Raw genomic sequence first — 23,740 nt, 5'->3', positions numbered from 1 at the left:
TTCAGTCCTCCGCCCTGTCCCACGCCGTGTCGGAGACGAGCCCTCGCAGCGGCGGCAGCGACACGAACGCCGCGACCGTGAGCAGCAGCGCCACGACGGTGGCGACCAGCAGCGTCCAGGGGCCCGGTGTGCCCCACAGCGCGCCGGCCGCGTACGCCACACCGAACGGCAGGCCCACCGCGGACAGCAGCCCCAGGGCCACGGAGGCGCGGCGGGACCGGGCCGCCTCCACGTAGCGGGCCGTCTCCGCGAGGGTGGTTCCGGTGTGCGTCAGCAGCCGGTCGAGGCGGTGCTGTTCCTGGAAGCGTTCGAGCAGTTCGTCGGCCTTGCCGCGGGTGGTGATGTGGGACGACCACAAGGCCCGTCGCAGCTCGATCAGGCGGCCTTCGAGTCGCAGCAACCGGTGCACGTCGGCCTCGCGCGCGGTGAGCGCGGAGACCGTGTTCGCGAGGGAGTTGGCACCGAGGTGCTGGAGCCGGCCCAGCAGGAACACGTCCAGATAGATGGTGTGGACGTGGTGCGCCGCGGTGGCGTGGAACGTTTGGTCACTGCCGGGGTCCGCGGAGAGGCCGACGAACGCCGTCCCGTCCCGCAGGACCAGCGCCTGCCAGTCGGCGGAGAACCGGACCCGCCCGGCGAACAGGGCGGTGTCCTCGGGGTCGGGTGCGAAGCGCTCCAGGGGGGTGCGGGAGGCCAGCAGCCACAGCCACTGGTCATGCGTCTCCCAGGAGGCGTAGGGGGCGGGCATCACCGCCGGCGGCGGCCCCTGATCGAACGTCATGTGCGTCAGGGTCCAGGCGCGGCTCGCCCCGTCGGCCACCCGTACGCCGCTCGGCAGAAGCCTCGCCAGACGGGCGTGGTCGGTGGGGAGGGCGGCGAGAGCGGTCAGCTCGGTCCGCGGGTCGTCCCCGAGGTGGACGTGCAGGACGCAGAGGCCCGCAGTGCGTCTCCCCAGGCCGGCGGCGGCGGGTACCCGGAGCAGCTCCATCGCCTTCACCGCGGGTTCGTCCGCCTCGGCCGGGTTGTGCAGGTGCCAGCGTGAGGGGCGGGCAGGAGTGCCGAACAGTGACTCGCCGACGCGGGGTTCGAAGTAGGTCAGACGCCGCTCGCGGTCGGCCGCCGGCGCGTCGGCGCGTAACGCGGGCAGCGGGCCTTCGGCCCATTCCGGGGGTAAACGCTCCGCCGCCAGCTCCACATCGAACACCACGCATGACGAACTTCGCCGCTTCATCCGCCCCCCGGACATCCGCCGTTCCCGTCGATGACCATTGGTCTCAAAATGTAACAGGATGAGCGTCGTTGCACGGTGGAGTCGGAAAACCGGCGGCAACCCGCATACGGCGCGGCTCCGAGTGGAGCCGCGGCCGCGCGTACGCGCGCGTGAAAGCTCCCCGGCGGACCGGTGGTCCCGGTCGTGCACCGGTCCGCCGGGAGCTCTCCTCGGGTCCGCCGTCGGGGCCGTCCGTCCTGCCCTCCCCGCGCCGGGGGCAGCGGCTCAGGTCCCGGGTACCGCCCCCGACGGTCGCTGCCGCCGGCGTCTCCCTAGAAGAACCCCAGCTTCTTCGGCGAGTACGACACCAATAGGTTCTTCGTCTGCTGGTAGTGGTCCAGCATCATCTTGTGGTTCTCCCGGCCGATGCCGGAGTTCTTGTAACCGCCGAACGCCGCATGGGCGGGGTAGGCGTGGTAGCAGTTGGTCCACACACGGCCCGCCTTGATCTCGCGGCCGAGCCGGTAGGCGGTGTTGCCGTCCCGGGACCACACGCCCGCGCCGAGCCCGTACAGGGTGTCGTTGGCGATCTTCAGGGCCTCGGAGACCGAGTCGTACGTGGTGACGGAGAGGACCGGTCCGAAGATCTCCTCCTGGAAGATCCGCATGTCGTTGGTGCCGCGGAAGACGGTCGGCTCGATGTAGAAGCCGTCCTCCAGGCCGGCCACGGTCCGGGGCGTGCCGCCGGTGAGGATCTCGGCGCCCTCCTTCCTGCCGATGTCCACGTAGGAGAGGATCTTCTCGTACTGCTCGTTGCTCGCCTGTGCGCCGATCATGGTCGCCGGGTCCAGCGGGTCGCCGCTGACGATGGCCCGGGTCCGTTCGACGCAGCGGGCCATGAACTCGTCGTAGATCGAGGAGTGGACCAGGGCCCGGGAGGGGGAGGTGCACACCTCGCCCGAGTTGAGGGCGAACATCACGAGGCCCTCGACGGCCTTGTCCAGGAAGTCGTCGTCGGCGGCCATCACGTCGGGCAGGAAGATGTTCGGGCTCTTGCCGCCCAGTTCCAGCGTGACGGGGATGATGTTCTCGCTCGCGTACTGCATGATCAGGCGGCCGGTCGTGGTCTCCCCGGTGAAGGCCACCTTCGCGACCCGGGAGCTGGACGCGAGGGGTTTGCCCGCCTCGATGCCGAATCCGTTGACGACGTTGACCACGCCCGGAGGGAGCAGGTCCGCGATCAGCTCGACGACCAGCAGCAGGCTGGCAGGCGTCTGCTCCGCCGGCTTGATGACCACGCAGTTGCCGGCGGCGAGGGCGGGGGCGAGCTTCCATGTGGCCATCAGGATCGGGAAGTTCCACGGGATGATCTGACCGACCACGCCCAGCGGCTCGTGGAAGTGGTACGCGACCGTGTCCGCGTCGATCTCGGCGATGCTGCCCTCCTGCGCCCGCACCACCCCGGCGAAGTACCGGAAGTGGTCGATCGCGAGGGGGATGTCGGCGGCCAGCGTCTCCCGGACCGGCTTGCCGTTCTCCCAGGTCTCGGCCACCGCGATCTTCTCGAGGTGCTCCTCGAGCCGGTTCGCGATCCTGTTGAGGATGTTGGCGCGTTCCGTCGCCGAGGTGCGGCCCCACCGGTCGGCAGCGGCGTGCGCCGCGTCCAGGGCGAGTTCCACGTCTGCCGCCGAGGAGCGGGCGACCTCGCAGAAGACCTTGCCGTTCACCGGTGACGGGTTGTCGAAGTACCGGCCTTCGACCGGGGCGACCCACTCGCCGCCGATGAAGTTGTCGTATCGCGGGGCGAAGGCGACGATGCTGCCTTCCGTTCCTGGCTGCGCGTACACCATGGCGGCTCTCCTCGGGGACGTGGACGGTGAGTTCGACGGCGCGACGGTCGCTCCGTCGCGTGCGAACCACCATGGGCCCCGAAGGTTGGCGTGAGGTTGGCGCCTGACGGCCGGCCCCTACGCCGTGGAGGCCAGCCGGCCCGTCGCGATGGCGCGGCGCGCGTCCCCCGCGTCCAGGAGGCGCAGCGCGTGCCGGTGGACCTCCGTGTCGTAGGGCGCCCGCTCGCCGTACCGCAGGGCGTGTTCGGGGCGGTCGCTCGTGAGGACGGCCTCGCGCACCGCGACCTCCAGGCAGGTGCGCCACTCCTCGATACCCGGCGCCTGGGAGCGGGGGAGCAACGGGCCGCGGTACAGACGCAGCGCGGTCCCCGTGTCGCCGCGCCGCAGCGCGCGCAGGACGTCGACGGCGTCGCACGAGACCGGAGCGGTGAGCGCGTACCGGCGGGTGGCCACCGTGCCGCCCAAGGCCCGGCGCAGATGGGAGATCTCCGCCTTGAAGGTGGAGGCGGTGACAGGCCGGTCGCCGTACAACGACGCGCGCAGTCGCTCCGGAGCGTAACCCTCGGGTTCGAGCGCCAGGAGCGTGAGGATCTCCAACTGCCGTGGCCGCAGCCGCAGTCGAGATCCCGCGCGCACGGCGTCCTCCGCGCCGAGACACGTCAGGCGCAGCCCGGGGGCGTCGGTCGGGAGCGGTGCGCCGGACGTCCCGGTGCGCAGACCCGCCTCCACGGCGGAGGCCAGGCCGCGCACCGTGGCCATGGCGAGGGGGTGCGAGCGGTCCCAGGTCGTGGAGAGGTCCAGGACCCCGAGGACGCGTCCGTCGGGTCCGTGGAGGGGGGCGCAGTAGCAGACCCACCCGTGCAGTGCCGTGACCAGGTGTTCGGCGGAGAACACCGTGCTCGGACGGCCGGTGCGCAGGGCCAGGGAGAGGGCGTTGGTGCCCATCGCCTCCTCGTCCCACCGTCCGCCGGGGGCGAAGTTGACCCGCTCCGCCCGCCGTCGCATCGTGCGCCCCCCGCACGTCCACAGGATCGTGCCCGACGCGTCGGTGACGGCGGTGACGAAACCGGCGTCGTCCGCGACGCTGCGGAGCTCGTCGGCGAGGCCGTCGACCGGTCCGCGCAGCGGCGAGCCGTTCCACCGGTGGTGCGCCGCGCCGTCCGAGGACTCGGGCGCGTGGGTCCGTGCCGGGTCCACGCTCGCCAGGGAACGCGCCCAGGAATCGGCCACTTCCCGGCTGAGGACGCGGCCGGCCCGCCGACGCGAGCCGGGGGACGTCAGGCCGGGAATCACACGCGACCACTCGTCCTCCAGCGTGGCTCTGCGCTGCGCGAGGTCCCCGCTCCGTGGCATCTCTTCCCCCATCGTCGAACAGGGACCGCCGCCATGGTCCGGGAGCAGGCGTGGGAGCGCCTGTCCCGGCCTCCGGCCCGACGCCAGTGTGGCCCGGACCCCCGTCCGCACGCCATGGTGGCGACCGTCCCGGGAGCGGACCGCGACGTCGCCCCTGCCGAGCGCGGGCCACCCCCGGTCGCCGGGCCCGGACGAGTGCCCGGGCATGCGTGTGCCGGACCGGCCCACCGGCGGACGGAGTCCGATTCCGCCCGGCCGGTACTCTTCCGGGGTGATACAGCATTCTTCGCCGGACGAGCGGCGGCCCGCGAACGACGGGCCGAAGGCCGCCGCGCGCAACCGGACCGCTCTGGTTGTCGCCGCCCGGGAAGTCTTCTCGGCGGGCGGCCTGGACGCCCCGCTCTCCGCGATCGCGCGCCGGGCCGGCGTCGGCCAGGGCGTCCTGTACCGGCACTTCCCCGACCGGGGCGCCCTGGTGACCGCGGTCCTGGAGGAGAACGTACGGCAGATCGAGCAGGCGGCCGCCGTGGACGGCGCGACCCTGGCCGGAGTTCTCGGTGTGCTGACGTGGCATGCCGTGGAATCGGCGGCTTTCATCGGCCTGATGCATGCCGACGAGGCCGGGGGCCGGTCCGGCATCCGCGCGCACGCCTCGATGCTGTCCGAGCGGGTCGAGCGCAGCCTGAGGGGACGGCTGCCCGACGGCCATCGTCTGGGGGCGGCGGACGACCTGATGCTGGCGGTCGCCATGGTCACGGGCGCCGTCACCGGCCCCACCCGTGAGGAGCGGGAACGCCGGGCGCTGGCCGCCTGGCGGCTGCTCGGCGTCGAGGTGGGACCGGTCCGGCCCTACGAAGGGTGAGCCCGGGGCGCGGTGTCAGCCTCCGTTGGACTGCCGGGTTCCCTCCGCCAGTGCGTCGAAGGTGTAGAGGTATCCGCCGGCGGGCCCGCTGACCGTCATGTACGCCTTGGTCCCGCCGGGCGTGATCGCCACGTTCGTCGCCGATTCGAGCCCTGCCGCGCGGGCGGGCACCTCGACCGTCGCCAGCCGCTTCCCGTTCCTGTCGTACACGGCCATCGCGGCCCGGCCGTGCAGCGCCTGGTAGAGGTTGCCGTCGGCGTCCACGGCGATCGAGTCGGTCTGGGCGATCCCCCCGTCGACGCGGACGGCGGTGTGCTTGGACGTCACTCCTCCCTTGTCGTCGATACGGAGGTAGGAGATCCGGTTCTGGGTGAGTTCGCTGATCCACAGGCCGCGGTAGTCCGCGTCGAACGAGATTCCGTTCGTCGCGGCCAGGCCGTCGGCCAGGGTGGTCGCCTTCGTGCCGTCACGGTCGATACGCACCACACGCCCCTGCGCCTCGCCCTCGGACAGCCCGCGTGAATCGGAGACGTAGAGATGGCCGGCCTCGTCGAAGGCGATGTCGTCGGGGTTCATGCGCGCGCCGTCGACCTCACCGGTGAAGAACGTCCGCGGATCGCTTCCGTCCGGGGCCAGGCTCACGACCTCGCCGTGGGCGTAGTCGGTCAGATAGAGGCGGCCGTCGTACGGGCTGAACTGCGCCGAGGTGTAGGCGCCACGGCTGTCGGTGTGGAGCGCGCTGGACGTCTTCTTCCGGACGTCGACGCGCATCACCTTGGGCTTCCCGGCCGGGGCGGTGACGTCGACGACGATCAGCTTGCCGTTCCGGTCGAAGGTCGGGCCCTCCAGCAAGGTCATCCCGGTCTCCTTGTGCACCTGCGTCAGCTGCATGACCTCGTGCGCGCGAATGGTCCGGTCCGTGCCTGCGGAGGCGGTCCGGCCACCGGGTTCGCCGGTTTCCGTGCCGCATCCCGTGAGGGTCAGTGTGCCGAGCGCAGCGAACACGGCGAGGGGCCGGATCAGGTGTCGTCGCATGGGGGGAATCACTCTTCCTGTTCGGTCGGGTGCGTCACGGGTGCGGGGGCCGACAGTCGGGAGGCCGGGTCCGCCCGAGCGCGAGGGAGCCGCTGGCCGGAAGTCGACGGACCCCCGCGACACAACCGGACATCACTGTCCGGTTGTTGTTACCGTAGCGGACGGCCGTTCACTCCGGGGCGGCCGGACAGGCAGGATCGAGGTCCCCCACATGACGACCCCTCACGCATCCGTTCCCGAGGAACTCATCGCCCTGAGGCAGCGCTACCGCCTCGAGCGCGAGCGGCGGGTGAGGCCCGACGGGGCCGGCCAGTACCGTGACACGGAAGCCGAGTTCGGCTACTACGCCGCCGACCCGTACACCGCGGAGCCGGCCGAGCGCGCCCCTCTCCACGACACCGTCGACGTCGCGGTGGTCGGGGGTGGATTCGGGGGCATCCTCGCCGGTGCGCGCATACGGCAGCGAGGCGTGCGGCGTGTGCGGGTCGTCGAGAAGGGCGGCGATTTCGGAGGCACCTGGTACTGGAACCGGTACCCGGGCATCCACTGCGACATCGAGTCGCACGTGTACCTGCCGATGCTCGACGAGACCGGATACGTCCCGGAGTGGAAGTACGCCCCCGGTGAGGAGATCCGTCGCCACGCCGTGCGGATCGCCGAGAAGTCCGGCCTCTACCCGGACGCCCTGTTCTCCACCGCCGTCACCTCACTGACCTGGGACGAGGACTCGGAGACGTGGATCGTGGCCACCGACCGCGGCGACGAGTTCCGGGCGACCTACGTCGTCACCGCCACCGGCACCCTCTCCGAGCCGAAACTCCCCGGCATCCCCGGCATCGAGGACTTCACGGGCCACACCTTCCACACGTCGAGGTGGGACTACGCGTACACCGGAGGCACCCCCGACGGGGGCATGACCGGACTCGCGCGTCAGCGTGTGGGGATCGTGGGCACCGGGGCCACCGGCATCCAGGTCGTTCCCATGCTGGCCGAGGACGCCGGACACGTCTACGTCTTCCAGCGCACCCCCTCGACCGTCGACGTGCGCGCCAACTGCCGGACCACCGCCGCGGATGTCGGCGCCGACCGTGCGGGCTGGGCGCACGACCGCCGCGAGAACTACCTCCGTATCGTCTCCGGTGAGACGGCCGAGCGGGATCTGGTGGCCGACCGCTGGACCGCGTCCGCAGGCCTTCTGGAGAAGCTGCTTCCCAGCTTCCGCCGGCAGGGCGACCGCGAGGCCTTCGAAGCGGCCTACGAGCTCGCCGACGCGGCCAAGATGAACGAACTGCGCGCCCGTGTCGAGGAGACCGTCGCCGACCCGGACACCGCGGAAGCCCTCAAGCCCTGGTACCGGTACGCCTGCAAGCGCCCCACCTTCTCCGACGCGTACTACCCGGCGTTCAACCGGGACAACGTCACCTTGGTCGACACGGCCGACACCCACGGCATCGAGCGCATCACCGAGAACGGTGTCGTGGTCGGCGACACCACCTACGAACTCGACTGCCTGATCTTCGCCACGGGCTTCTCCGTGGGGGCCTCCGGCATCACCTCCGGCAAGCTCCCCGTGCACGGCCGAGGAGCCACCCAACTCCTGCACGCGTGGGCGAAGGAGGGTCCCCGCACCCTGCACGGCTTCACCAGCAACGGTTTCCCCAACCTGATCCAGATGGGGTCCCTCCAGAACGCCAGCAGCGTCAACTTCACGCACATCCTCGACGAGCAGGCCGTCCACGCCGCCGCGCTCGTCGCGGCCGCCGAAGCCGAAGGCGCCCTGATCGAACCCTCCCGGGAGGTCCAGGACGCCTGGATCGCCGTCCTGGCCGAGGGCGCTCCCGACCACGAGTGGTTCCACGCCGACTGCACCCCCGGCTACTACAACCGTGAGGGGCGCGGCCGGCCGAACGGCCCGATCGCCTACCCCCACGGTGCGTTTGCCTTCCATGAACTCCTGGCGCGATGGCGGAAGGAGTCCATGGCCGAGGTCCTCCGGGCCAGGACCGCCGCTCGCGGCTAGTCGGGCCGCGAGGCCCGGGGCGGCTGTGGCGGTGCCACGCCGGCGCGCGATTCGGGCAGTGCCGGATCACGGTTGCGCACAGAGCCGGAACTATGGCTTCCGTCACAGCCAACGCGATCTTGTCCTGATGAGATCGCCGGATGCTCGGTCTCCTCCTCCGCCTCCTGCCCTTCTGGGTGCGTGAGCCCTTGTTCATCGTGATCGGCTCCGTCTTCGGCGTACGCATCATGTATCTGGCCGTCCGCGACGAAGCATGGGTGCCCGGGGCCATCGGTGTGGCGTTCCTGCTGGCCACCGCAGTGCGCGTCCACACGGTGGTCCGGGCTGTGCGCGCACGCCGGAACCCGGCTCCTGCGGTCTCCGCGGACGGGGCGGTGTCCGACGCCGTCGTCCGGTCGCAGTCGCAGCCGCAGGGTCCGGCGGGACAGCGTCCCGCCCCTGCGGCTCCCCGGAAGGAACCCAACGCGTGGGGCCAGGCCGTCGCGGCCGTGGCCGTGTTCGCGGCACTCGGGGCAGCACTGTGGCTGGGGCCGAATCTGCTGCCCTCCGGTGACAACAGCAGCCCGCGGTCCCCCTCGTGCCCGAGCGGGGAGGACGAGGAGCTGCCGAGTGCCTACACGGGGGCGTCCCGGGCTGTCACCGGCGGCCAGCTGTGCGAAGCACTGAACAGGACCGACCTCGCCCGACTCCTCGGAACGCCCACGGAGACCGCGACCGTGGTGTCCGGCACCAGCGACACCGCTCTCCTGACCGACGGGAAGGTCGCCCGACCGGAGGCCGAGGTCCGGTTCGACACCTACACCGTGAACGTGTCGGCCACCTACAACGAGCTGTCGATCGCCCAGTACGTGAAACTGATGGAGTTCGGGGAGGAGACGGACGTCAAGACGCTCTCGGTCCTCGGCCGGCCCGCGGTTCTCTCCTCGGACCACACCATGTCCGTCGACCTCGGCCTCGGGAGCGGCGGATCCGGCGGACCTGTCGGGCAAGGCCCTCCGGCCAGGACGCTGACCGTGGCCCTCGACGGGAAGGACCCGGGCGGCTACTACGAGATCACCGTGTGGAGCACGTCCGGAGCCCTCCCGGACGACGGCGCGCTCGTCGACATCGCCGAGACAGTCCTTCCGGCGGTCCCCGAACAGGCGGTGTGACGAGCCGCTCGCGAAGCACGTCGCGTCCACGACGGTCCGTCATGGACCGGCACCCGCCCGCCGTCCCGATGTCAGTGGTCCCCCGTAGCGTTCTCCTTGTCGGACACGGTGCGGACGGAGCGCCGGGTTCATCTCGTCGAGGGGACTGTCATGCCGCGTACCACCACGTATCTCGAGCTGTCGCAGGACGGCGCGGGGGCGCACAAGTTCTACGAGGTGGCCGTGGAGGGGACAGAGGTCACCGTGCGCTACGGGCGCATCGGCGCGGACGGCCAGTCACAGACCTCGGCCTTCCCCTCCGAGGCGAAGGCGCAGGCCGCGGCAGCCAAGAAGATCGGCGAGAAGGTCCGCAAGGGGTACGCGCCGGCGGTCCGAGGGCAGCGTGCCGCACGGGCGGTGACGCGCCGTCAGGTCACATCGGCGCCCTCCACCGCCCGCGCCGTGGCGCCCGTGCTGTGGCGGTTCAGGACCGGCCAGGCGGCCTTCGGCATCCACGTCGGCGAGGACCGCTGCTGGGTGGGAAATCAGGCGGGTGACGTCTACACCGTCAGCCACGGCGGTGAGGTCCTGGCCCACTACAAGCTGCCCGACGGCGTCAAGTGCCTGGTGGCGGACGACTTCTGGATATACGCGGGGTGCGACGACGGCAAGGTGTACGACCTCTCCTCGAAGCTTCCGTTCGCGGCGTACGACATCGCTGCGGACGTGGACATCTTCTGGCTGGACATCCGCGAAGGTGTGCTGAACGTCTCCGACCGCGCGGGAGGTCTGACGGTCATCGACCACGAGGACGAGTACCAGTGGGCGCGCAGGTCCACCGGGGAGCACGGCTGGATGGTGCGCGCCGACGAACGGGCCGTCTACCACGGACACCACCAGGGCGTCACGGCCTACGCGCCGGACGGCTCGGGGGAGCTGTGGCACACCCCCACTTCGGGACAGGTGCTGTTCGGCTGGCAGGAGGACGACTCGGTGTACGCGGGCACCGCGCGCAACGTCGTGCAGCGGCTGTCCAAGGCGACAGGCGTGGTGGAGGCGACCTTCCGCTGCGACACCGCCGTGTACGCGTGCGCGACCGCGCCCGGTGGCCGCTTCGTCTTCGCGGGCGACAGCTCGTCTTCGGTGTACTGCTTCGACGCGGACGGCACACGTCTGTGGAAGCTCGGCACGGGCGGTGGATCGGCCCTGTCCATGCAGTTCTTCGAGGACAAGCTGTACATGGTCACCACGGACGGATCGCTGGTCTGCCTCGACGCGAGCCCCGCGGCCGTCGCGGCGGCCCAGCAGGGCACGGTGCCGGTCGCCGCGGACATCAAGTCCGCTGCGGCGCTGCCCACCTACACCCCGGCGGCCACGGTCACGACCGTCACGCTGCCGCCTCCCGGCGCCGTGGTCGTGGAGTGTGTCCAGGACGCGGGCAGGCTGCGGGTCCATGTCGTCTCCGACGGCTTCGAACCCTCCTGGAACGTGCAGTTCCCGCGAGCGATGCGCCAGCCGGGGGCGCGCTATGTGGTCGACGCCCTGCATCCCGCGGAGGCGGGTTTCTACCGGGTGCGGGGCGAGATCAGGCGGCTGGTCCGATGAGCGGGTTCCGGCCCGGCTCCCGCCCCTCCGCCCGGTCCCTGCGAGACCTGGACACCGTGGTCCGTCCCGTCCCGCCCCGGTCGGCGGGCCCGACTGAGCCGGCCCGCCCGACGTCCCGCTACAAGCCGGGGGTGCGCAGGTAGTGCCAGGTGGTCGGGCCGACGACACCGTCGGAGCTGATGCCCCTGGACGTCTGGAAGCGCCGCACAGCGGATTCCGTGCCGGCCCCGAACTGGCCGTCGACACCGCTGGACCCTACGGAGAAGCCCTTGAAGACCAGCAGCGCCTGGAGCTCCTGGACCTTTGCCCCCGAGTCGCCGCGGTCCGCGTAGGTGTTGCTGAGGTGGTAACCGCAGTAGTACCCGATGAAGTCCAGGAGTCTGCACGACACCGCGGCCGCCGTCCTGGTCTCCACGGGTGCGGCCGTGGACACCCCTGCCGCCGGTACCGAGAGCACGCCGACCAGGCCGATGGTGCAGACCGTCTTCCCCCACCGCATGAGCGGATCCTTCCGATCGAGGCCGATTCGCCTCCACTGTCGAGAAGGCCGGCGGAATGTGGCAGCGGCAAGGAGCAGAATGGCGAGAAAGGGCCGGGACGTGTCCGGAGGCCACCTCTTGCGCCCCGCGCACGGGCCTGGGTGACCACCGAGGTGGAGCAGAGCGGGAGCTGACCGGACCCGCGACTCGTTGTAAAGTAGGCAAACAGCACTTGACCTGCAAAAAAGCAGGCAGGGAGCCTACAGCCAGGAGCGCCTCGATGATGCGTACCATGTTCAAGTCCAAGATCCACCGGGCCACCGTGACCCAGGCCGACCTGCACTACGTGGGTTCCGTGACGGTCGACGCCGACCTGATGGACGCCGCGGACCTGCTTCCCGGCGAGCTCGTCCACATCGTGGACATAGACAACGGCTCCCGGCTCGAGACGTACGTCATCGAGGGGGAGCGCGGATCCGGTGTCATCGGGATCAACGGCGCCGCCGCCCACCTGGTGCACCCCGGTGACCTGGTCATCCTCATCAGTTACGCCCAGGTCGACGACGCCGAGGCGCGTGCCCTGGTGCCGAGCGTGGTGCACGTCGACGCCGCGAACCGGATCGTCGCCCTCGGAACGGATGTCTCGGCACCCGTGCCGGGCACACGCACCGAGCGCAGCCCGCAGGCCGTCCCCGCACGGACCTGATCCGCGGAGGTCGCCGCACCTCGGTCGTACGACTCCAGCCGTACGACTCCAGCCGTACGGCTCCGGCCGTGCCATCCCGGCGGGTGGGAGGCACGGCCGTGCGGCCGCTCGTCGCAGGAGTCGCAGCAGGTACGTATGGACTCGGCAGGCGAGGGCAGCCGCACGGGGAGACGGTGGAGATGAGATCCACTCGTTCGGATCCGTTCGTCCGGATCCACCCGTCGCGTTCGTGTTGGAGGACCGAGATGACGCACCCGAATCCCGACCCCGTACCGCCCGCGCCGACGCCCCCGCCCGTTCCGGGGCCGCCGACACCCGTGCCCTCGCCGCCCCCCGTTCCGCCGGGGCCGGTGCCGCCCGGTCCCGCACCCGACCCCATTCCGCAGCCGCCGAACCCGAACCCCGAGCCCGTACCCGAGCCGGAGCCCTCGCCCGCGCCTGCCGGGTGACAGGAGGCTCCTACGGTTGCGCCCGCAAGTCCCTCAGCGCGTCGGCGTGGCGCAGTCCGCTCTCCGCCGCCACCGAGTCCAGTGACTGCGCCTCGCGCACGGGGGCGAACCGGAGGCCGCCGCTACCGCCCGCGAAGCCGTACACCGCAGGCCGGGGCAGGCTGTTGTAGCTCCAGGGGGTGGAGAAGTAGTACGCCCCCGTGTCGTACAGGATCACGAAGTCGCCCTCGTGGAGTTCGGGCAGTTCACGGGCCTGGGCCACGAGGTCCCCGGCGAAGCAGCAGGGCCCCGCGATGTCCTGGACCATCGTCCGTCCGCTCCGGGGGTTGCCTTCTCCGTCGAAGGCGCCGACCCGGAGCGGCCAGGCGTCGGGCATGAACACCGTGCGGGTGGCGACCTGTGCCCCCGCGTGGGTGAGCGCGATGCGGCGCCCGCCGGCCTCCTTCGTGTACTCGACCCGTGCCCCGATGAAGCCGTTCTTGGCGAGCAGCGACCTGCCGAACTCGGTGACCAGCTCGTAGCGCCCGTCGAACATCCCCGGAGCCGCGGCGCGGAGCGCCGTGACGTACTCCGCGAAGGCGGGACGGCTCTCGTCGTCGGAGAAGTTGACCGGCAGACCGCCCCCGATGTCCATGCCGGTGATCCGGCGCGTGCCCAGTACCTCGTTGATCTCCTCGGCGAGCCCGTACGTCTCCGCGATGCCCGCGGCGATGAGCTCCAGCGAGCACCCTTGCGAGCCGACGTGGGCGTGCAGTCTGGTCAGCCAGGGACGCTCGGCGAAGGTCTGGACGACACGCTCCCGTGCTCCGGGGTCCCGCAGGGCCACGCCGAACTTGGAGGTGGCCGTCGCCGTGCTCATGGCACCGATCGAACCGCCTCCCACCTGCGGGTTCACGCGCAACCCGAGAACGGACGGCGAGCCGGGCGAGCGGAGTTCCTCGATGCGCCTGATCTCACCGAAACTGTCCGCGTTCACGGCGACACCGAGGGCCAGCGCCAGTCTCAGCTCGGCCCGGGTCTTGGCGGGCGAGTCCAGGACGATGCGCGCCGGAGGGAAACCGGCCTCCACCGCGAGCCTCAGTTCGCCCGGGCTCGCCACCTCGCAGCCCATGCCGCAGTCCGCGAGCAGCCGCAGTACCGGGACCAGCGAGGCCGCCTTCGCCGCGAAGGTGTGCAGCACCCGTACGCCCGGCTCGGCGGCGAAGGCCGCCCGCAGCGCGTCCACGGAGTCGCGTATGCCGTCGGCGTCCAGGAAGCCCGCGAGGGGGCGCTGCTCGCCCAGCAGCCCCTCCGCCACCGCGAGACGGAGTGCCTCGGCGAATCTGGCGGAACGCGCCGGGCGGAGTGGTCCCCGAGCGGCCGGGGAGGGTGGCGGTGTACGGCTGGTGTCGTTGATGGGAGCCTCGCAGGTCGGCTTGGTGAGAGCCGCGCGGGTCGGCGCTCTCAGGCGATGAGGGACACGACGGCCTCGGGCGCCGGCATCCGGAAGGTGAACGGCTGGTGGAAGTGGAGCCGGGTGCTTGTCGCGTCGTGGTCCAGATACCCGATGGACAGGTCCTGTCCCAGGCACAGCTCGACATCGCCGCCGCGCGTGGACAGCGGGACCCCGCCCTTCACGGCCGGCGCCCACAGGATCGGTCCGTCGAGCTGCCGGGCCGGATGGGTGGCGACCGGGTAGCCGTGGTCGGAGGCCCCGGTCGCCTCGGCGCCCAGCAGCAGCCGATTCGGCCCGTCGACACCCGCCGGCCGTAGGCGGTTGAGGGCCTGGCTCACCGCGGTCGGACAATCCCGCGCGTCCGCGGGCAGCGGCAGCGGGGGGTGTGAGGAACCGTCCGGCAGGCCGGTGGCGCCGTCTGCGGCGTGGCATTCCCCGCCCGGCTCGACCGTCGCGACCAGGACCACCGCGGCACCGGTCAGCCGCGCCACGACGGGCCGGACCACGACAGGTTCCCGTACGGCGTCGGACATACGCGCCCTCCGTGGGTGGTGGACGTGGCTCCCTGCCACTTACCCACATCGCGTTCCCGGCCGCACCCCGGCCCGGCCCGGCCGGGCGACGCGCGACCGGCCGTTGCCGGACTCGCCCGCTGGGCGGCCACCGTGTCGCCGCGCAACACGGGACGCCGTGATCAGCGGCGGGGTGGCACCGAGGGCTCCAGGCCGGCTTCGAGGTCGTCCAGAGTCCGGCGCGCGTCGGCGATCCGGGCCCGTAGTGCCAGGATCGATTCCTCCGCGGGCGGAGGCTGCGCGGGGACGGGGCGGTCCTGCCCGGCTTCGAGGGCGCTCGCCTCCTGCAGGGAGTTGATGACGACACCGATGAGGAGGTTGACCAGGACGAACGATCCGAGCAGGACGAAGGAGGCGAAGTAAAGGATGGACCAGCGGGAGATCTCCAGCCCGGCCCGGACCGCGTCACCGAGGCCGTCGAGGGTCATGAGCAGGAAAAGGGTGAGGACCGCGCGACCGAGGGACCCGTAGTGCTCGGGATCGTCATCGGCGAAGAAGACCCAGCCGACCATGGCGTACACGTACAGCAGGAGTGCCCCGACGAGCAGGAAACTCAGTGTGCCGGGCAAGCTCTTGCCGACGGCGACGATCACGATGCGCAACTGCGGGAGGAATCGCGCGGCGCGCAGCACCCGGGCCAGGCGCAGGAGCCGGAGCACGGTGGCGTTCTCGCGGGCGAACGGCACGAAGGCCACGGTGACGACGAGCAGGTCGAAGACGTTCCACGGGTCGCGGAAGAAGTCTCCGGGGCGGTCGGCGTGGGCGGCGGCGCGCAGCAGGATCTCGGCGGTGAAGGCCGCGAGGAAGAGATGCTCGGCAGCCTTCAGGGCCGCGTGCCACTGGTGTACGACGCCGGTGTAGGTCTCGACGCCCAACAGCGCGGCGTTGGCTGTGATCAGGCAGAACACGGTGGTGGTGAACGCGCCGGAGTCCACGACGCGGCGGCTGTGTGCGGCGAGCCTGCGCCGTAACCGCGCGGCGGTCCGTTCGGACATGGGGTGAGTCGTTTCCTCGCAGACCTGCTCCAGCTCCAACAGATGTGGATCTTAGAGGATGCAGGTGTCCGGCCGGGCTGCCGGCCGGATTCCGCTGTCTCCGCGGGGTGCCGGTCAGCTCTCGACCTCGCTCCTGTCGCCGCCCCAGAGGGTGTGGAAGGTGCCGTCGCGGTCGACGCGGTGGTAGGTGTGCGCGCCGAAGTAGTCGCGCTGGCCCTGGGTGAGGGCGGCGGGGAGGCGTTCGGCGCGCAGCGAGTCGTAGTAGGCGAGGGTGGTGGCGAAGGCGGGGGTGGGGACGCCCTGGGTGACGGCGGTGGCGATCACGCTGCGCCAGTCGTCCTGTGCCGCGGCGATCTCCTCGGCGAAGCCCTTGTCGGAGAGGAGGCTCGGCATCCGGGGCTGCGCCTCGTAGGCGCTGGTGATCCTGTCGAGGAAAGCGGCCCGGATGATGCATCCGCCGCGCCAGATCGCGGCGACCCTGCCGAGGTCGATGTTCCAGTCGTACTGCTCGCTGCCCGCCGCGATCTCGTGGAAGCCCTGGGTGTAGGCGACGATCTTCGAGGCGTACAGCGCCTGCTCGACCTGGTCGGCGAAGGCCGCCGCCTCGTCCTTGCCGAGTGGGCGGGCGGTCGGCCCGGCCAGGTGGCGTGAGGCGGCACGGAGAGCGGCGTGGCCGGACACCGAGCGGGCGAAGACGGCCTCCGCGATGCCCGATACGGGAACGCCCAGGTCGAGGGCGATCTGCACGGTCCAGCGGCCGGTCCCCTTCTGCTCCGCCTGGTCGAGTACGACATCCACGAAGGGCTTCCCGGTCGCCGCATCGGTGTGGGAGAGCACGTCCGCGGTGATCTCGATGAGGTAGGAGTCCAGGCGCCCGGTGTTCCAGGTGCGGAAGATGTCCGCGATCTGCGCGGGGGAGTAGCCCGCCACGTCACGGAGCAGCTGGTACGCCTCGCCGATGAGCTGCATGTCCGCGTACTCGATACCGTTGTGCGCCATCTTCACGAAGTGCCCGGCGCCGTCCGGCCCGATGTGCGTCACGCACGGCGCGCCGTCCTTGGCCTTGGCGGAGACCTGCTCCAGCATCGGGCCGAGTGAGTCGTAGGACTCCCTGCTGCCGCCCGGCATGATGCTCGGCCCGTCGAGCGCACCCTCCTCGCCGCCGGAGATACCGGTTCCGACGAAGTGCAGTCCCCGCTCGCGCAGTTCCCGCTCCCGGCGCCGCGTGTCCGCGAAGTGCGCGTTGCCGCCGTCGATGATCACGTCGCCGGGTTCCAGGAGAGGCGCGAACTCCGCGATCACCGCGTCCGTGGCCTCTCCGGCCTTCACCATGACGACCAGGCGTCGTGGCCGCTCCAGGGCCGCCACGAAGTCCTCGGCGCTCTCGGTGGCGATGAAGTCGCCCTCGTCGCCGAACTGTTCGACGAGTTCGCGGGTACGCGCGGCCGTGCGGTTGTGCAGAGCGACCGTGTATCCGTTGCGTGCGAAGTTGCGGGCCAGGTTCCGTCCCATGACGGCAAGTCCTGTGACACCGATCTGCGCTGTGCTGCTCATCGTTGCTCCGCCCGCTTCCGGTCTCGTGGTCCCCGGCGGTTCGGCCGACCGCCGGGATGGAACGCGCTCCCGACCTTATGAGGTACGGACGATCGGCGACCGGGACGCTGCCACGGTGTCGCCGCCGTCCCCCGAACGGCTGTCGGCTTTCCGAGGCGACGCCGCTGTGCCGGATCCTTTCCCCGGCGTACCGGACCGGCGGGAGTCACGGTGTCCGTACGCCCCCCTCGCGCGGCCGGGACCCCGCGCGCAGCAAGGGGAGCACCTGGTCGCCGATCCGGCTGATCTCCTGCTGGTAAGGGGTGTCGGAGAGGATGAAGTGGGTGATGCCGAGCTTGCGGTAGCCCTCCAGGGCGGTGGCGACGTCGCCGGGTGAACCGACCAGCCAGGTGGTCGCCGCCCCGGCGGCCCCGTACCTGCCCGGCGTCGTGTAGAGGCAGGTGTCGAGGACCTCGCCCCGCGTGGCGAGGTCGAGGAGCCGCCGCTGTCCCACCGCCCCCCGGTGGCCTGTCCAGGCGGCTCCGTCGGAGGCGGCCAGGGCGGCGACCTTCTCCTCGGCGGCCTGCCACGCCTCCTCGGTGGTGTCACGTACCAGCGTGGTGATCCGCAGTCCGTACTCCAGGGGCTTGTGCCTGCGTCCCACTTCCCCGCTCAACGCCCGCAGACGCTCGATGCGTCGGGCGACTCCGTCGAGTGGCTCGCCCCAGAAGAGCTGGACGTCCGCCTCGGCCGCCGACACCCGTTCGGCGGCCGGGGAGGCGCCGCCGAAGTAGAGCGTGGGGTGTGTCCTCCCGCCGGCCGCGTACGGACGGGGCGCGACCGTGGAGCCGGTGACCTGGAAGAACTCGCCGCTGTACGTGACGTTCTCCTCGGTCCACAGGCGGCGCAGGAGGTACAGGAACTCCCGTGTCCGCGCGTACCGCCGGGCCGGTTCGACCGTCGTGTCGCCGTAGGCGCCGAGGTCGTCCGCTCCGCTGACGATGTTGAACAGGGCCCGGCCGCGGCTGAGCTGATCGAGGGTGGCGGCCGCCCCCGCGAACTGGGCGGGCTGCCAGTAGCCGGGACGCACCGCGATCAGGGGCTCGAACGTCGTGGTGCGCGCGGCGAGCGCCGTGGCCACCGTGAAGGTGTCCGGGCGCCCCCAGCCGGTGCCGAGCAGCGCGCCGCTCCAGCCGTGTGCCTCCGCGGCGTGTGCGAGGGCGGTCGAGTACTCGACGGACCCCCAGCCGGCTGTCGTGTCTGCACCCCGGTGCCCCGGCTCGACGGTGTTGGGGATGTACCAGAGGAACTTCGGGCTCATCGCGTCTTCCGATCGCTGGCGGCCCCCGGGCCGGAGCGCGGCAGGCCGGGACGGTGGTGGGGGAGGGAAGGGGCGCCGAGCGGGGCGGGACCGTCGCCCCTGTCCCGGGCCCCACGAGGGCCGGCTGTGCCGTGCCGGGTCGGCCGGCGGACAAGAAGGAGCGGTGCGACGGGACCGTGCCGCTCGGGGATCCACGGCGCCCGATCCGCACAGGTCGGCGGAGGGGGATCAGCGGTGGGGGAGCGGAGGCCGCGGGGGCAGGAGCGGGGTGAAGGTCAACACCCGGTGCCGGCAGCGCGGAGGAGGTGGCGACAGCGCTCGCTGAGCAGGGGCTGAACCTCGTCCATGCGGTCGAGTCTCGGTGGGGCCGTCGGGATTGTCAATGAGATCCCGCGCCTTCCGGAGGGCCGCGGAAGCCGGGGTGGGGCGGCGGGCGACCCCGGCAGCGGGAATGGCGCGGTCCGGTCCGGCCGCACGGCAACGCTTGACCTTGACACGATGACAAGGTCTTCGGTGTGGCTGAAGGAGGTGGCCGGATGACCACGCAGAAGCAGGACGGAGCCACGACCCGAGCTCTTCAGGGGCTCGGGGACCCTCGTCCGTCCGTAAGGCTCCGGGCGGCGCTGGCCGTCGGTACGAGCCCTGACCCGCGCTTCGTCGGCATGCTCGTCGAACGATGCGCGGTGGAAACGGAGTTCCATGTGCGCGACATGCTCACCTGGGCGCTCACCCGCCACCCGGCTCCGGTGACGGTGCCGGTACTCGTCGAGGAGGTCCGCGCGGAGCGCGCGCAGGCACGGAGCCAGGCGTTGCACACGCTGTCCAAGATCGGGGACCGCCGGGCCTGGCCCGCGATCACCCGAAAGCTCCTGTCCGACGCCGACGACGAGGTCGTCCGGAGCGCCTGGCGCGCAGCGGTCGTGCTCGTCCCGGAGGGTGAGGAGCACGAGTTGGCCGCAGTACTGTCGACACAGCTCGGGCGCGGAGAACGGGAGACGCAGCTGAGTCTCAGCAGGGCGCTCATGGCGCTCGGTGACACGGTCCTGCCGGTCGTGCACGCGGCGAGGACGGATCCCGACCCGCGCGTGCGGGCGCACGCGATCGCCACGGACAGGCTGGTGCGTGACCCCGACAGCCGGTTCGAGTCCGCGATCGAGGAGGCGAAGCGCGTCGTCGCCCTCGGGGTGACCGGTCAGGAGGGATGACAGGCAGTGCTGATCGGTGAGGTGGCACGGCGGTCGGGAGTCAGCGCCCGGATGCTCAGGCACTACGAGTCGCTCGGTCTCGTACGCCCGACCGGCCGTTCCGGCAACGGATACCGCGAGTACTCCGGCGACGACATCCGGCGGATCTTCCATGTCGAGAGCCTGCGGTCCCTGGGCCTCTCGCTCCGTGACGTCGGCCGTGCGCTCGAGGACCCCGGCTTCACGCCGTCCGAGCTCGTCGACGACCTCATCCTCCGGACCCGTGAACGCATCGAGTCGGAGACGGAGCTGCTCACGCGGCTTCGCCGTATCGGCGCCGCGGAGCCCGCCGACTGGCAGGACGTCCTCCAGACCGTCACGCTCCTGCACGCGCTGGGATCGACGAGCGCGGGGACGCGCCAGCGCGCGGCGCTGTCGTCGGTCGACGAGGTTCCGGTGGAGGCACTGGTCGAGGCGGTACTGGGGGAGAGTGACCAGAACGTCGCCGGAGCCCTTCGGTGGGCTCTGGCGCAATCGGGCGACAGGGGGCCGGAGCTGCTGGCGGAAGAGCTCGCGTCTCCCGCGCCCGAGGTCAGGCAACGTGCCGTCAGGTCGCTCGCCGGGATTCCGGGCGGCCGGACGACCGACCTGCTGGGAGACGCCCTCACCCACCCCGATGTCGTGGTCCGCAGGTACGCCGCGCTGGAGCTCGGGGCGCGCGGAGTCCCCGATGCCGTCCCGACCCTCGTCGACATGGTCGCCGAGGAGGCGAACGACGCCGACGCGGCCGACGTGCTGAGCGCCCTGGCGGGCAGCGCCGAGTCCGCGGAGCACATCGCTTCGAGGCTGGTCGGCCGTCTCGCCCGCGGGGTGGCCGGACCGACCGCCCGCAGACGGCTGACGGAGGCGCTCGCGGGCATCCCGGGGAGCACGGCGTCACGGGCCCTCGCGGACCTCTCCCGGGACGAGGACCGCGCCGTGGCTCTGACCGCGGCGTACGTCCTCGGGTTGCGCGAAGGGCGCTGACAGGCGCTTCCCCGGGCGCCGTCGGCCGTCGGGGACCCCCGATGCCCGGCACCGGGGGTCCCGCGGTCACCGCGCCCGATCGGCCGTGGCAGCCGCTTCGCCGTTCGCCGTGTCCACGAGGAAGCCGCCGGACTGGTGGTGCCAGAGCTTGGCGTAGGCGCCGTCGGTGTGCAGGAGCTCGTGATGCGTCCCCTGCTCGACGATGCGGCCGTGGTCGAGGACGATCAGGTGGTCCATGGCCGCGACCGTACTCAGCCGGTGCGCGACGACCAGCGCGGTCCTGCCCTCCATCAGCTGCCACAGCGCCTGCTGCACGAGGGTCTCGCTCTCGGAGTCCAGCGCGCTGGTCGCCTCGTCGAGGAGCAGGATGGGCGCGTCACGCAGGATCGCCCGGGCCAGTGCGACCCGTTGACGCTGTCCGCCCGAGAGTTTGACGCCGCGTTCCCCGACCATCGTGTCGAAGCCCGACGGGAGGTGGTCGGCGAACTCCGTGACGTGGGCCGCGTCGGCGGCGGCGCGGATCTCGGCGTCGGTGGCGTCCGGCCGGGCGAACCGGATGTTCTCACGCAGGGTGCGGTGGAACATGGCCGGTTCCTGCGGGACGTAGGCGATCAGGCTCCGCAGGTCGGACTGCCTGAGCCGGCTGATGTCCTGACCACCGATCATGATGCGGCCGGACTGGACGTCGGACATCCGCAGGAGCAGCCGGGTGAGGGTGGTCTTGCCGCCGCCGGACCGTCCGACGAGGCCGATGCGTGCTCCGCTCGGCACGTCCAGCTGGAGTCCCTCGAAGATCGGGTCGCCCCCGTCGTGGGCGAAGGTGACGTGTTCGAAGCTGATGTCCGCAGCCCGTGGGGCCAGTGGCTCGGGTGTCGCGGGGTCGAGCACGGTGGGCGGGGCCAGGAGCAGTTCGGTGAACTGCGCGGCCTCGGTCATCGAGCTCTCGAGACGGCGGTAGATCTGGTTGAACTCGAACATGATGCGGGTCGACCCGGTGTAGTAGGTGAAGGCGACCACGATCGCCTCCACGCTGCCGCCACCGGCGCCGATCCCCACGGCGAGGAGCAGGCCCAGCCCGTTGGTGAGCACGGACAGGGGTGCCACGAGGGTGTCGATGCGGAGGTTGCCGTAGTCCCACGAGCGCAGCGTCAGGCGTCTCGACTCCGCGACCCGTGCCCGGTGTTCGGCCGCCTCGCGCTCCTCGGCGGCGAAGGCGCGCACCGTGTCCATGTTCATCAGCGCGTCGGAGACGTGGCCCGACACGCGCGCGATGGCCTCCTCGCGCCGGTTGACCAGCTTCTGGCGGCGCCGGATGAGCGGTGCGGCGCACACCGCGGTCAGCGTGATCATCAGCAGCAGGCCGGCCACCAGCAGGGGGTCGTAGCTCCACAGGACGACCGCGCCGAACAGCAGGGGGGCCAGACTTCCGACGATGTTGAACGTGAGGGTGTCGACGAACTCCTCGAAGCGGGAGGCGAAGCTCAGCACCCTCTTGGTGAGTGATCCCGCGAAGTTGTCCTGGAAGAACGAGGCGTCCTTGGCGAACAAGGCGTCCATGCCGGTGACGTAGAGGTGCTCGATGCCGCGGGCGTCCACGCGGTTGAGGCAGTGCAGGCCCGCCCGCCACATGGCCTCGGCCAGGAGCAGTACCGCGGCGAACACCCCGACGTAGGGGAGGGCCTCACGCACGCCGACGGCCCCGTCCTCGGCGATACGGCCGACGAGCTTGGCGACGACGAGCGGGGCGACGTAGGTGATCCCGATGTTGCCGAGCGCCGGAAGTGCGAGTGCGAACACCGAGAGTCCGCGCTGGCGGGACAGTTCCCCCAGGTAGTGGCGGAGTGCGAGCCGGACCGGTCCGTTGCCCGGCCCGGTGCCGTGAGACTGCTGCGATCCCATGCCGACCTCATGTCGTTTCGCGGGCAGTTGCCCCGGACCCCGCCGCGGCCGGCGGAGGCGCGGCGCCGCGCAGGCGGAAGCGCTCGACGCGCGACTGCGGCAGGAGATCCGGAAGCCACGAGTCTCCCGTGGCCGGGGGCTCGGCGTCCAAGCGTTTTCGGGGAGCACGGGCAGCACGACGGCGCGTTCCGGCCGCTCCGCCGACGGGTCCCACACCCTGGTGCGCCGCGTGCACGGGGGCGGGCACGCGGGAGCCTCACGTGCTCGGGCCACCGGTCGCGGGCGGGTGCGTGCGGGCTCACGCGTACGCGTACGCGGGCGGGCGCACCGGCAGGGGCCCTCGGAGAAGGGGGAGAGGGGCAGGCGCACCCGGCGGGCGGTCCGGGCCGCGGGCCGGGGCCGTCAGCGGACCGGTTCCTCCCCGAACGGGTACGTCTCCTCGGGGATCAGGTGCATCGCGGCCTCCTCGGCGGACGCCGCCGCGCCGTCGATGCCGACATCCTGGGCGGTGAGGGTGGAGGGCACATGCCCGTCGCCCTCCTGCGTGAGTCTGCCCGCCCGGTCCGTCCCCACCTCGGTGTCGTACAGCTCCCCGTCGCCGTCCGCCAGGTCGCCAGGACCGTCGGGGACGGGTTCGTCGCCCTCGGGGACCTCCCTGGTCAGACGGTGGTCGAGGGATTCGCCCGTGTGCTGTTCCGAGGCCGTGGTGCCCTCGTCGTCGACCGCCCAGGGCCGCTCCGGCGGGGAGTAGCCCTCGTCCAGGACGTCGGCGAGCCCGGACGTGTCCAGGGTGTCCTCCAGATCCAGCAGGTCGGCGGGGTCCGAGGCCTCCGGCTCCTGCGGCTGGTAGACGTCGTCCCCCCGGTCGCTGTCGGTCATGGCGTACCCCTTCCTCCGGGTCCCCCTGTATGCAATTCCACTCCGGTCCGGCGAGTGACGCAACGGAAGCCGTTTCCCGGCAGAAGTGACGCTGTTTTAGATGACAATGAAAACGATTGTCGATAGCGTGTGTGCGGCCGGGCCGGGAGCCCCCGGAAAAGGGTGGTTCCTGCCTGTCCGTGTGCCCGACATCCGTG

Annotated in this window: 19 protein-coding genes; 7 read left to right on the top strand and 12 right to left on the bottom strand. The window is 71.5% G+C overall.

Annotated features, from left to right (window positions below):
* Position 1: 1 nt before the first annotated feature.
* The 3 genes from IA22_RS0121895 to IA22_RS0121885 form a co-directional block, all read right to left on the bottom strand.
* On the bottom strand, positions 2-1,207 hold the full coding sequence (locus tag IA22_RS0121895) for a hypothetical protein (protein ID WP_030124585.1): 1,206 nt from the start codon (positions 1,205-1,207) through the stop codon (positions 2-4).
* Between the two features lie 335 nt (positions 1,208-1,542).
* The gene (gene adh, locus IA22_RS0121890; RefSeq protein ID WP_014152634.1) at positions 1,543-3,060 is read right to left on the bottom strand and encodes an aldehyde dehydrogenase; all 1,518 of its coding nucleotides are present in this window, start codon (positions 3,058-3,060) and stop codon (positions 1,543-1,545) included.
* A gap of 117 nt (positions 3,061-3,177) precedes the next feature.
* Positions 3,178-4,413 (bottom strand): GAF domain-containing protein, encoded by a 1,236-nt coding sequence (locus tag IA22_RS0121885; protein ID WP_030124584.1) that lies wholly within the window; start codon positions 4,411-4,413, stop codon positions 3,178-3,180.
* 271 nt (positions 4,414-4,684) lie between these two features.
* On the opposite strand from IA22_RS0121885, the gene IA22_RS0121880 reads away from it, so the two are divergent.
* Complete coding sequence (locus IA22_RS0121880; RefSeq protein ID WP_030124583.1) at positions 4,685-5,275, top strand: TetR/AcrR family transcriptional regulator; 591 nt, start codon at positions 4,685-4,687, stop codon at positions 5,273-5,275.
* Positions 5,276-5,290: 15 nt separating this feature from the next.
* Here the strand turns inward: IA22_RS0121880 and IA22_RS0121875 are convergent, their stop codons facing one another.
* Positions 5,291-6,310 (bottom strand): SMP-30/gluconolactonase/LRE family protein, encoded by a 1,020-nt coding sequence (locus IA22_RS0121875; RefSeq protein WP_030124582.1) that lies wholly within the window; start codon positions 6,308-6,310, stop codon positions 5,291-5,293.
* A 211-nt stretch (positions 6,311-6,521) separates the two neighbouring features.
* Here IA22_RS0121875 and IA22_RS0121870 point away from each other — a divergent pair, with 211 nt between their 5' ends.
* The 3 genes from IA22_RS0121870 (at position 6,522) to IA22_RS0121860 (ending at position 11,065) form a co-directional block, all read left to right on the top strand.
* The gene (locus IA22_RS0121870) at positions 6,522-8,330 is read left to right on the top strand and encodes a flavin-containing monooxygenase (RefSeq protein WP_030124581.1); all 1,809 of its coding nucleotides are present in this window, start codon (positions 6,522-6,524) and stop codon (positions 8,328-8,330) included.
* 140 nt (positions 8,331-8,470) lie between these two features.
* Positions 8,471-9,481 (top strand): DUF6215 domain-containing protein, encoded by a 1,011-nt coding sequence (locus tag IA22_RS0121865; protein ID WP_030124580.1) that lies wholly within the window; start codon positions 8,471-8,473, stop codon positions 9,479-9,481.
* Between the two features lie 150 nt (positions 9,482-9,631).
* The gene (locus IA22_RS0121860) at positions 9,632-11,065 is read left to right on the top strand and encodes a WGR domain-containing protein (protein WP_030124579.1); all 1,434 of its coding nucleotides are present in this window, start codon (positions 9,632-9,634) and stop codon (positions 11,063-11,065) included.
* A 118-nt stretch (positions 11,066-11,183) separates the two neighbouring features.
* On the opposite strand, the gene IA22_RS0121855 is transcribed toward IA22_RS0121860, so the two are convergent.
* A complete protein-coding gene (locus tag IA22_RS0121855) occupies positions 11,184-11,564 on the bottom strand; it encodes a peptidoglycan-binding domain-containing protein (protein ID WP_014152627.1) in 381 nt (126 codons plus the stop codon).
* Positions 11,565-11,824: 260 nt separating this feature from the next.
* On the opposite strand from IA22_RS0121855, the gene panD reads away from it, so the two are divergent.
* Entirely contained in the window at positions 11,825-12,250 is a 426-nt protein-coding gene (panD, locus tag IA22_RS0121850; RefSeq protein ID WP_030124578.1) for an aspartate 1-decarboxylase, read from the top strand.
* Between the two features lie 459 nt (positions 12,251-12,709).
* On the opposite strand, the gene IA22_RS0121845 is transcribed toward panD, so the two are convergent.
* From IA22_RS0121845 to IA22_RS0121825, 5 genes are all read right to left on the bottom strand, one after another.
* Positions 12,710-13,996, bottom strand: a complete 1,287-nt coding sequence (locus tag IA22_RS0121845) for a type III PLP-dependent enzyme domain-containing protein (protein WP_038272788.1) — start codon at positions 13,994-13,996, stop codon at positions 12,710-12,712.
* 146 nt (positions 13,997-14,142) lie between these two features.
* Positions 14,143-14,667, bottom strand: a complete 525-nt coding sequence (locus tag IA22_RS0121840) for a family 1 encapsulin nanocompartment shell protein (RefSeq protein WP_081889873.1) — start codon at positions 14,665-14,667, stop codon at positions 14,143-14,145.
* 161 nt (positions 14,668-14,828) lie between these two features.
* Positions 14,829-15,701, bottom strand: a complete 873-nt coding sequence (locus IA22_RS0121835) for an ion transporter (RefSeq protein ID WP_015579901.1) — start codon at positions 15,699-15,701, stop codon at positions 14,829-14,831.
* A gap of 114 nt (positions 15,702-15,815) precedes the next feature.
* Positions 15,816-17,255 (bottom strand): NADP-dependent phosphogluconate dehydrogenase, encoded by a 1,440-nt coding sequence (gndA, locus tag IA22_RS0121830; protein WP_030124575.1) that lies wholly within the window; start codon positions 17,253-17,255, stop codon positions 15,816-15,818.
* A gap of 205 nt (positions 17,256-17,460) precedes the next feature.
* Positions 17,461-18,555 (bottom strand): LLM class flavin-dependent oxidoreductase, encoded by a 1,095-nt coding sequence (locus tag IA22_RS0121825; RefSeq protein WP_030124574.1) that lies wholly within the window; start codon positions 18,553-18,555, stop codon positions 17,461-17,463.
* Between the two features lie 536 nt (positions 18,556-19,091).
* Here IA22_RS0121825 and IA22_RS0121820 point away from each other — a divergent pair.
* The gene (locus IA22_RS0121820) at positions 19,092-19,760 is read left to right on the top strand and encodes a HEAT repeat domain-containing protein (protein WP_030124573.1); all 669 of its coding nucleotides are present in this window, start codon (positions 19,092-19,094) and stop codon (positions 19,758-19,760) included.
* 6 nt (positions 19,761-19,766) lie between these two features.
* On the top strand, positions 19,767-20,765 hold the full coding sequence (locus tag IA22_RS0121815) for a HEAT repeat domain-containing protein (protein ID WP_015579906.1): 999 nt from the start codon (positions 19,767-19,769) through the stop codon (positions 20,763-20,765).
* Between the two features lie 66 nt (positions 20,766-20,831).
* Here the strand turns inward: IA22_RS0121815 and IA22_RS0121810 are convergent, their stop codons facing one another.
* Both IA22_RS0121810 and IA22_RS0121805 read right to left on the bottom strand, forming a co-directional pair.
* Positions 20,832-22,664: an ABC transporter ATP-binding protein gene (locus IA22_RS0121810; RefSeq protein WP_030124572.1), complete on the bottom strand. Its 1,833-nt coding sequence runs from the start codon at positions 22,662-22,664 to the stop codon at positions 20,832-20,834.
* Between the two features lie 402 nt (positions 22,665-23,066).
* Positions 23,067-23,543, bottom strand: coding sequence for a DUF5709 domain-containing protein (locus IA22_RS0121805; protein ID WP_014152618.1), 477 nt, complete (start codon positions 23,541-23,543; stop codon positions 23,067-23,069).
* Positions 23,544-23,740 lie beyond the last annotated feature (197 nt).

Origin of the sequence: Kitasatospora papulosa, assembly GCF_000717245.1 — a bacterium.
GTDB classification, from domain to species: Bacteria; Actinomycetota; Actinomycetes; order Streptomycetales; family Streptomycetaceae; genus Streptomyces; species Streptomyces papulosus.
Note: the sequence above shows the minus strand (reverse complement) of the source record. Positions and strands in the feature narration are given on the sequence as shown.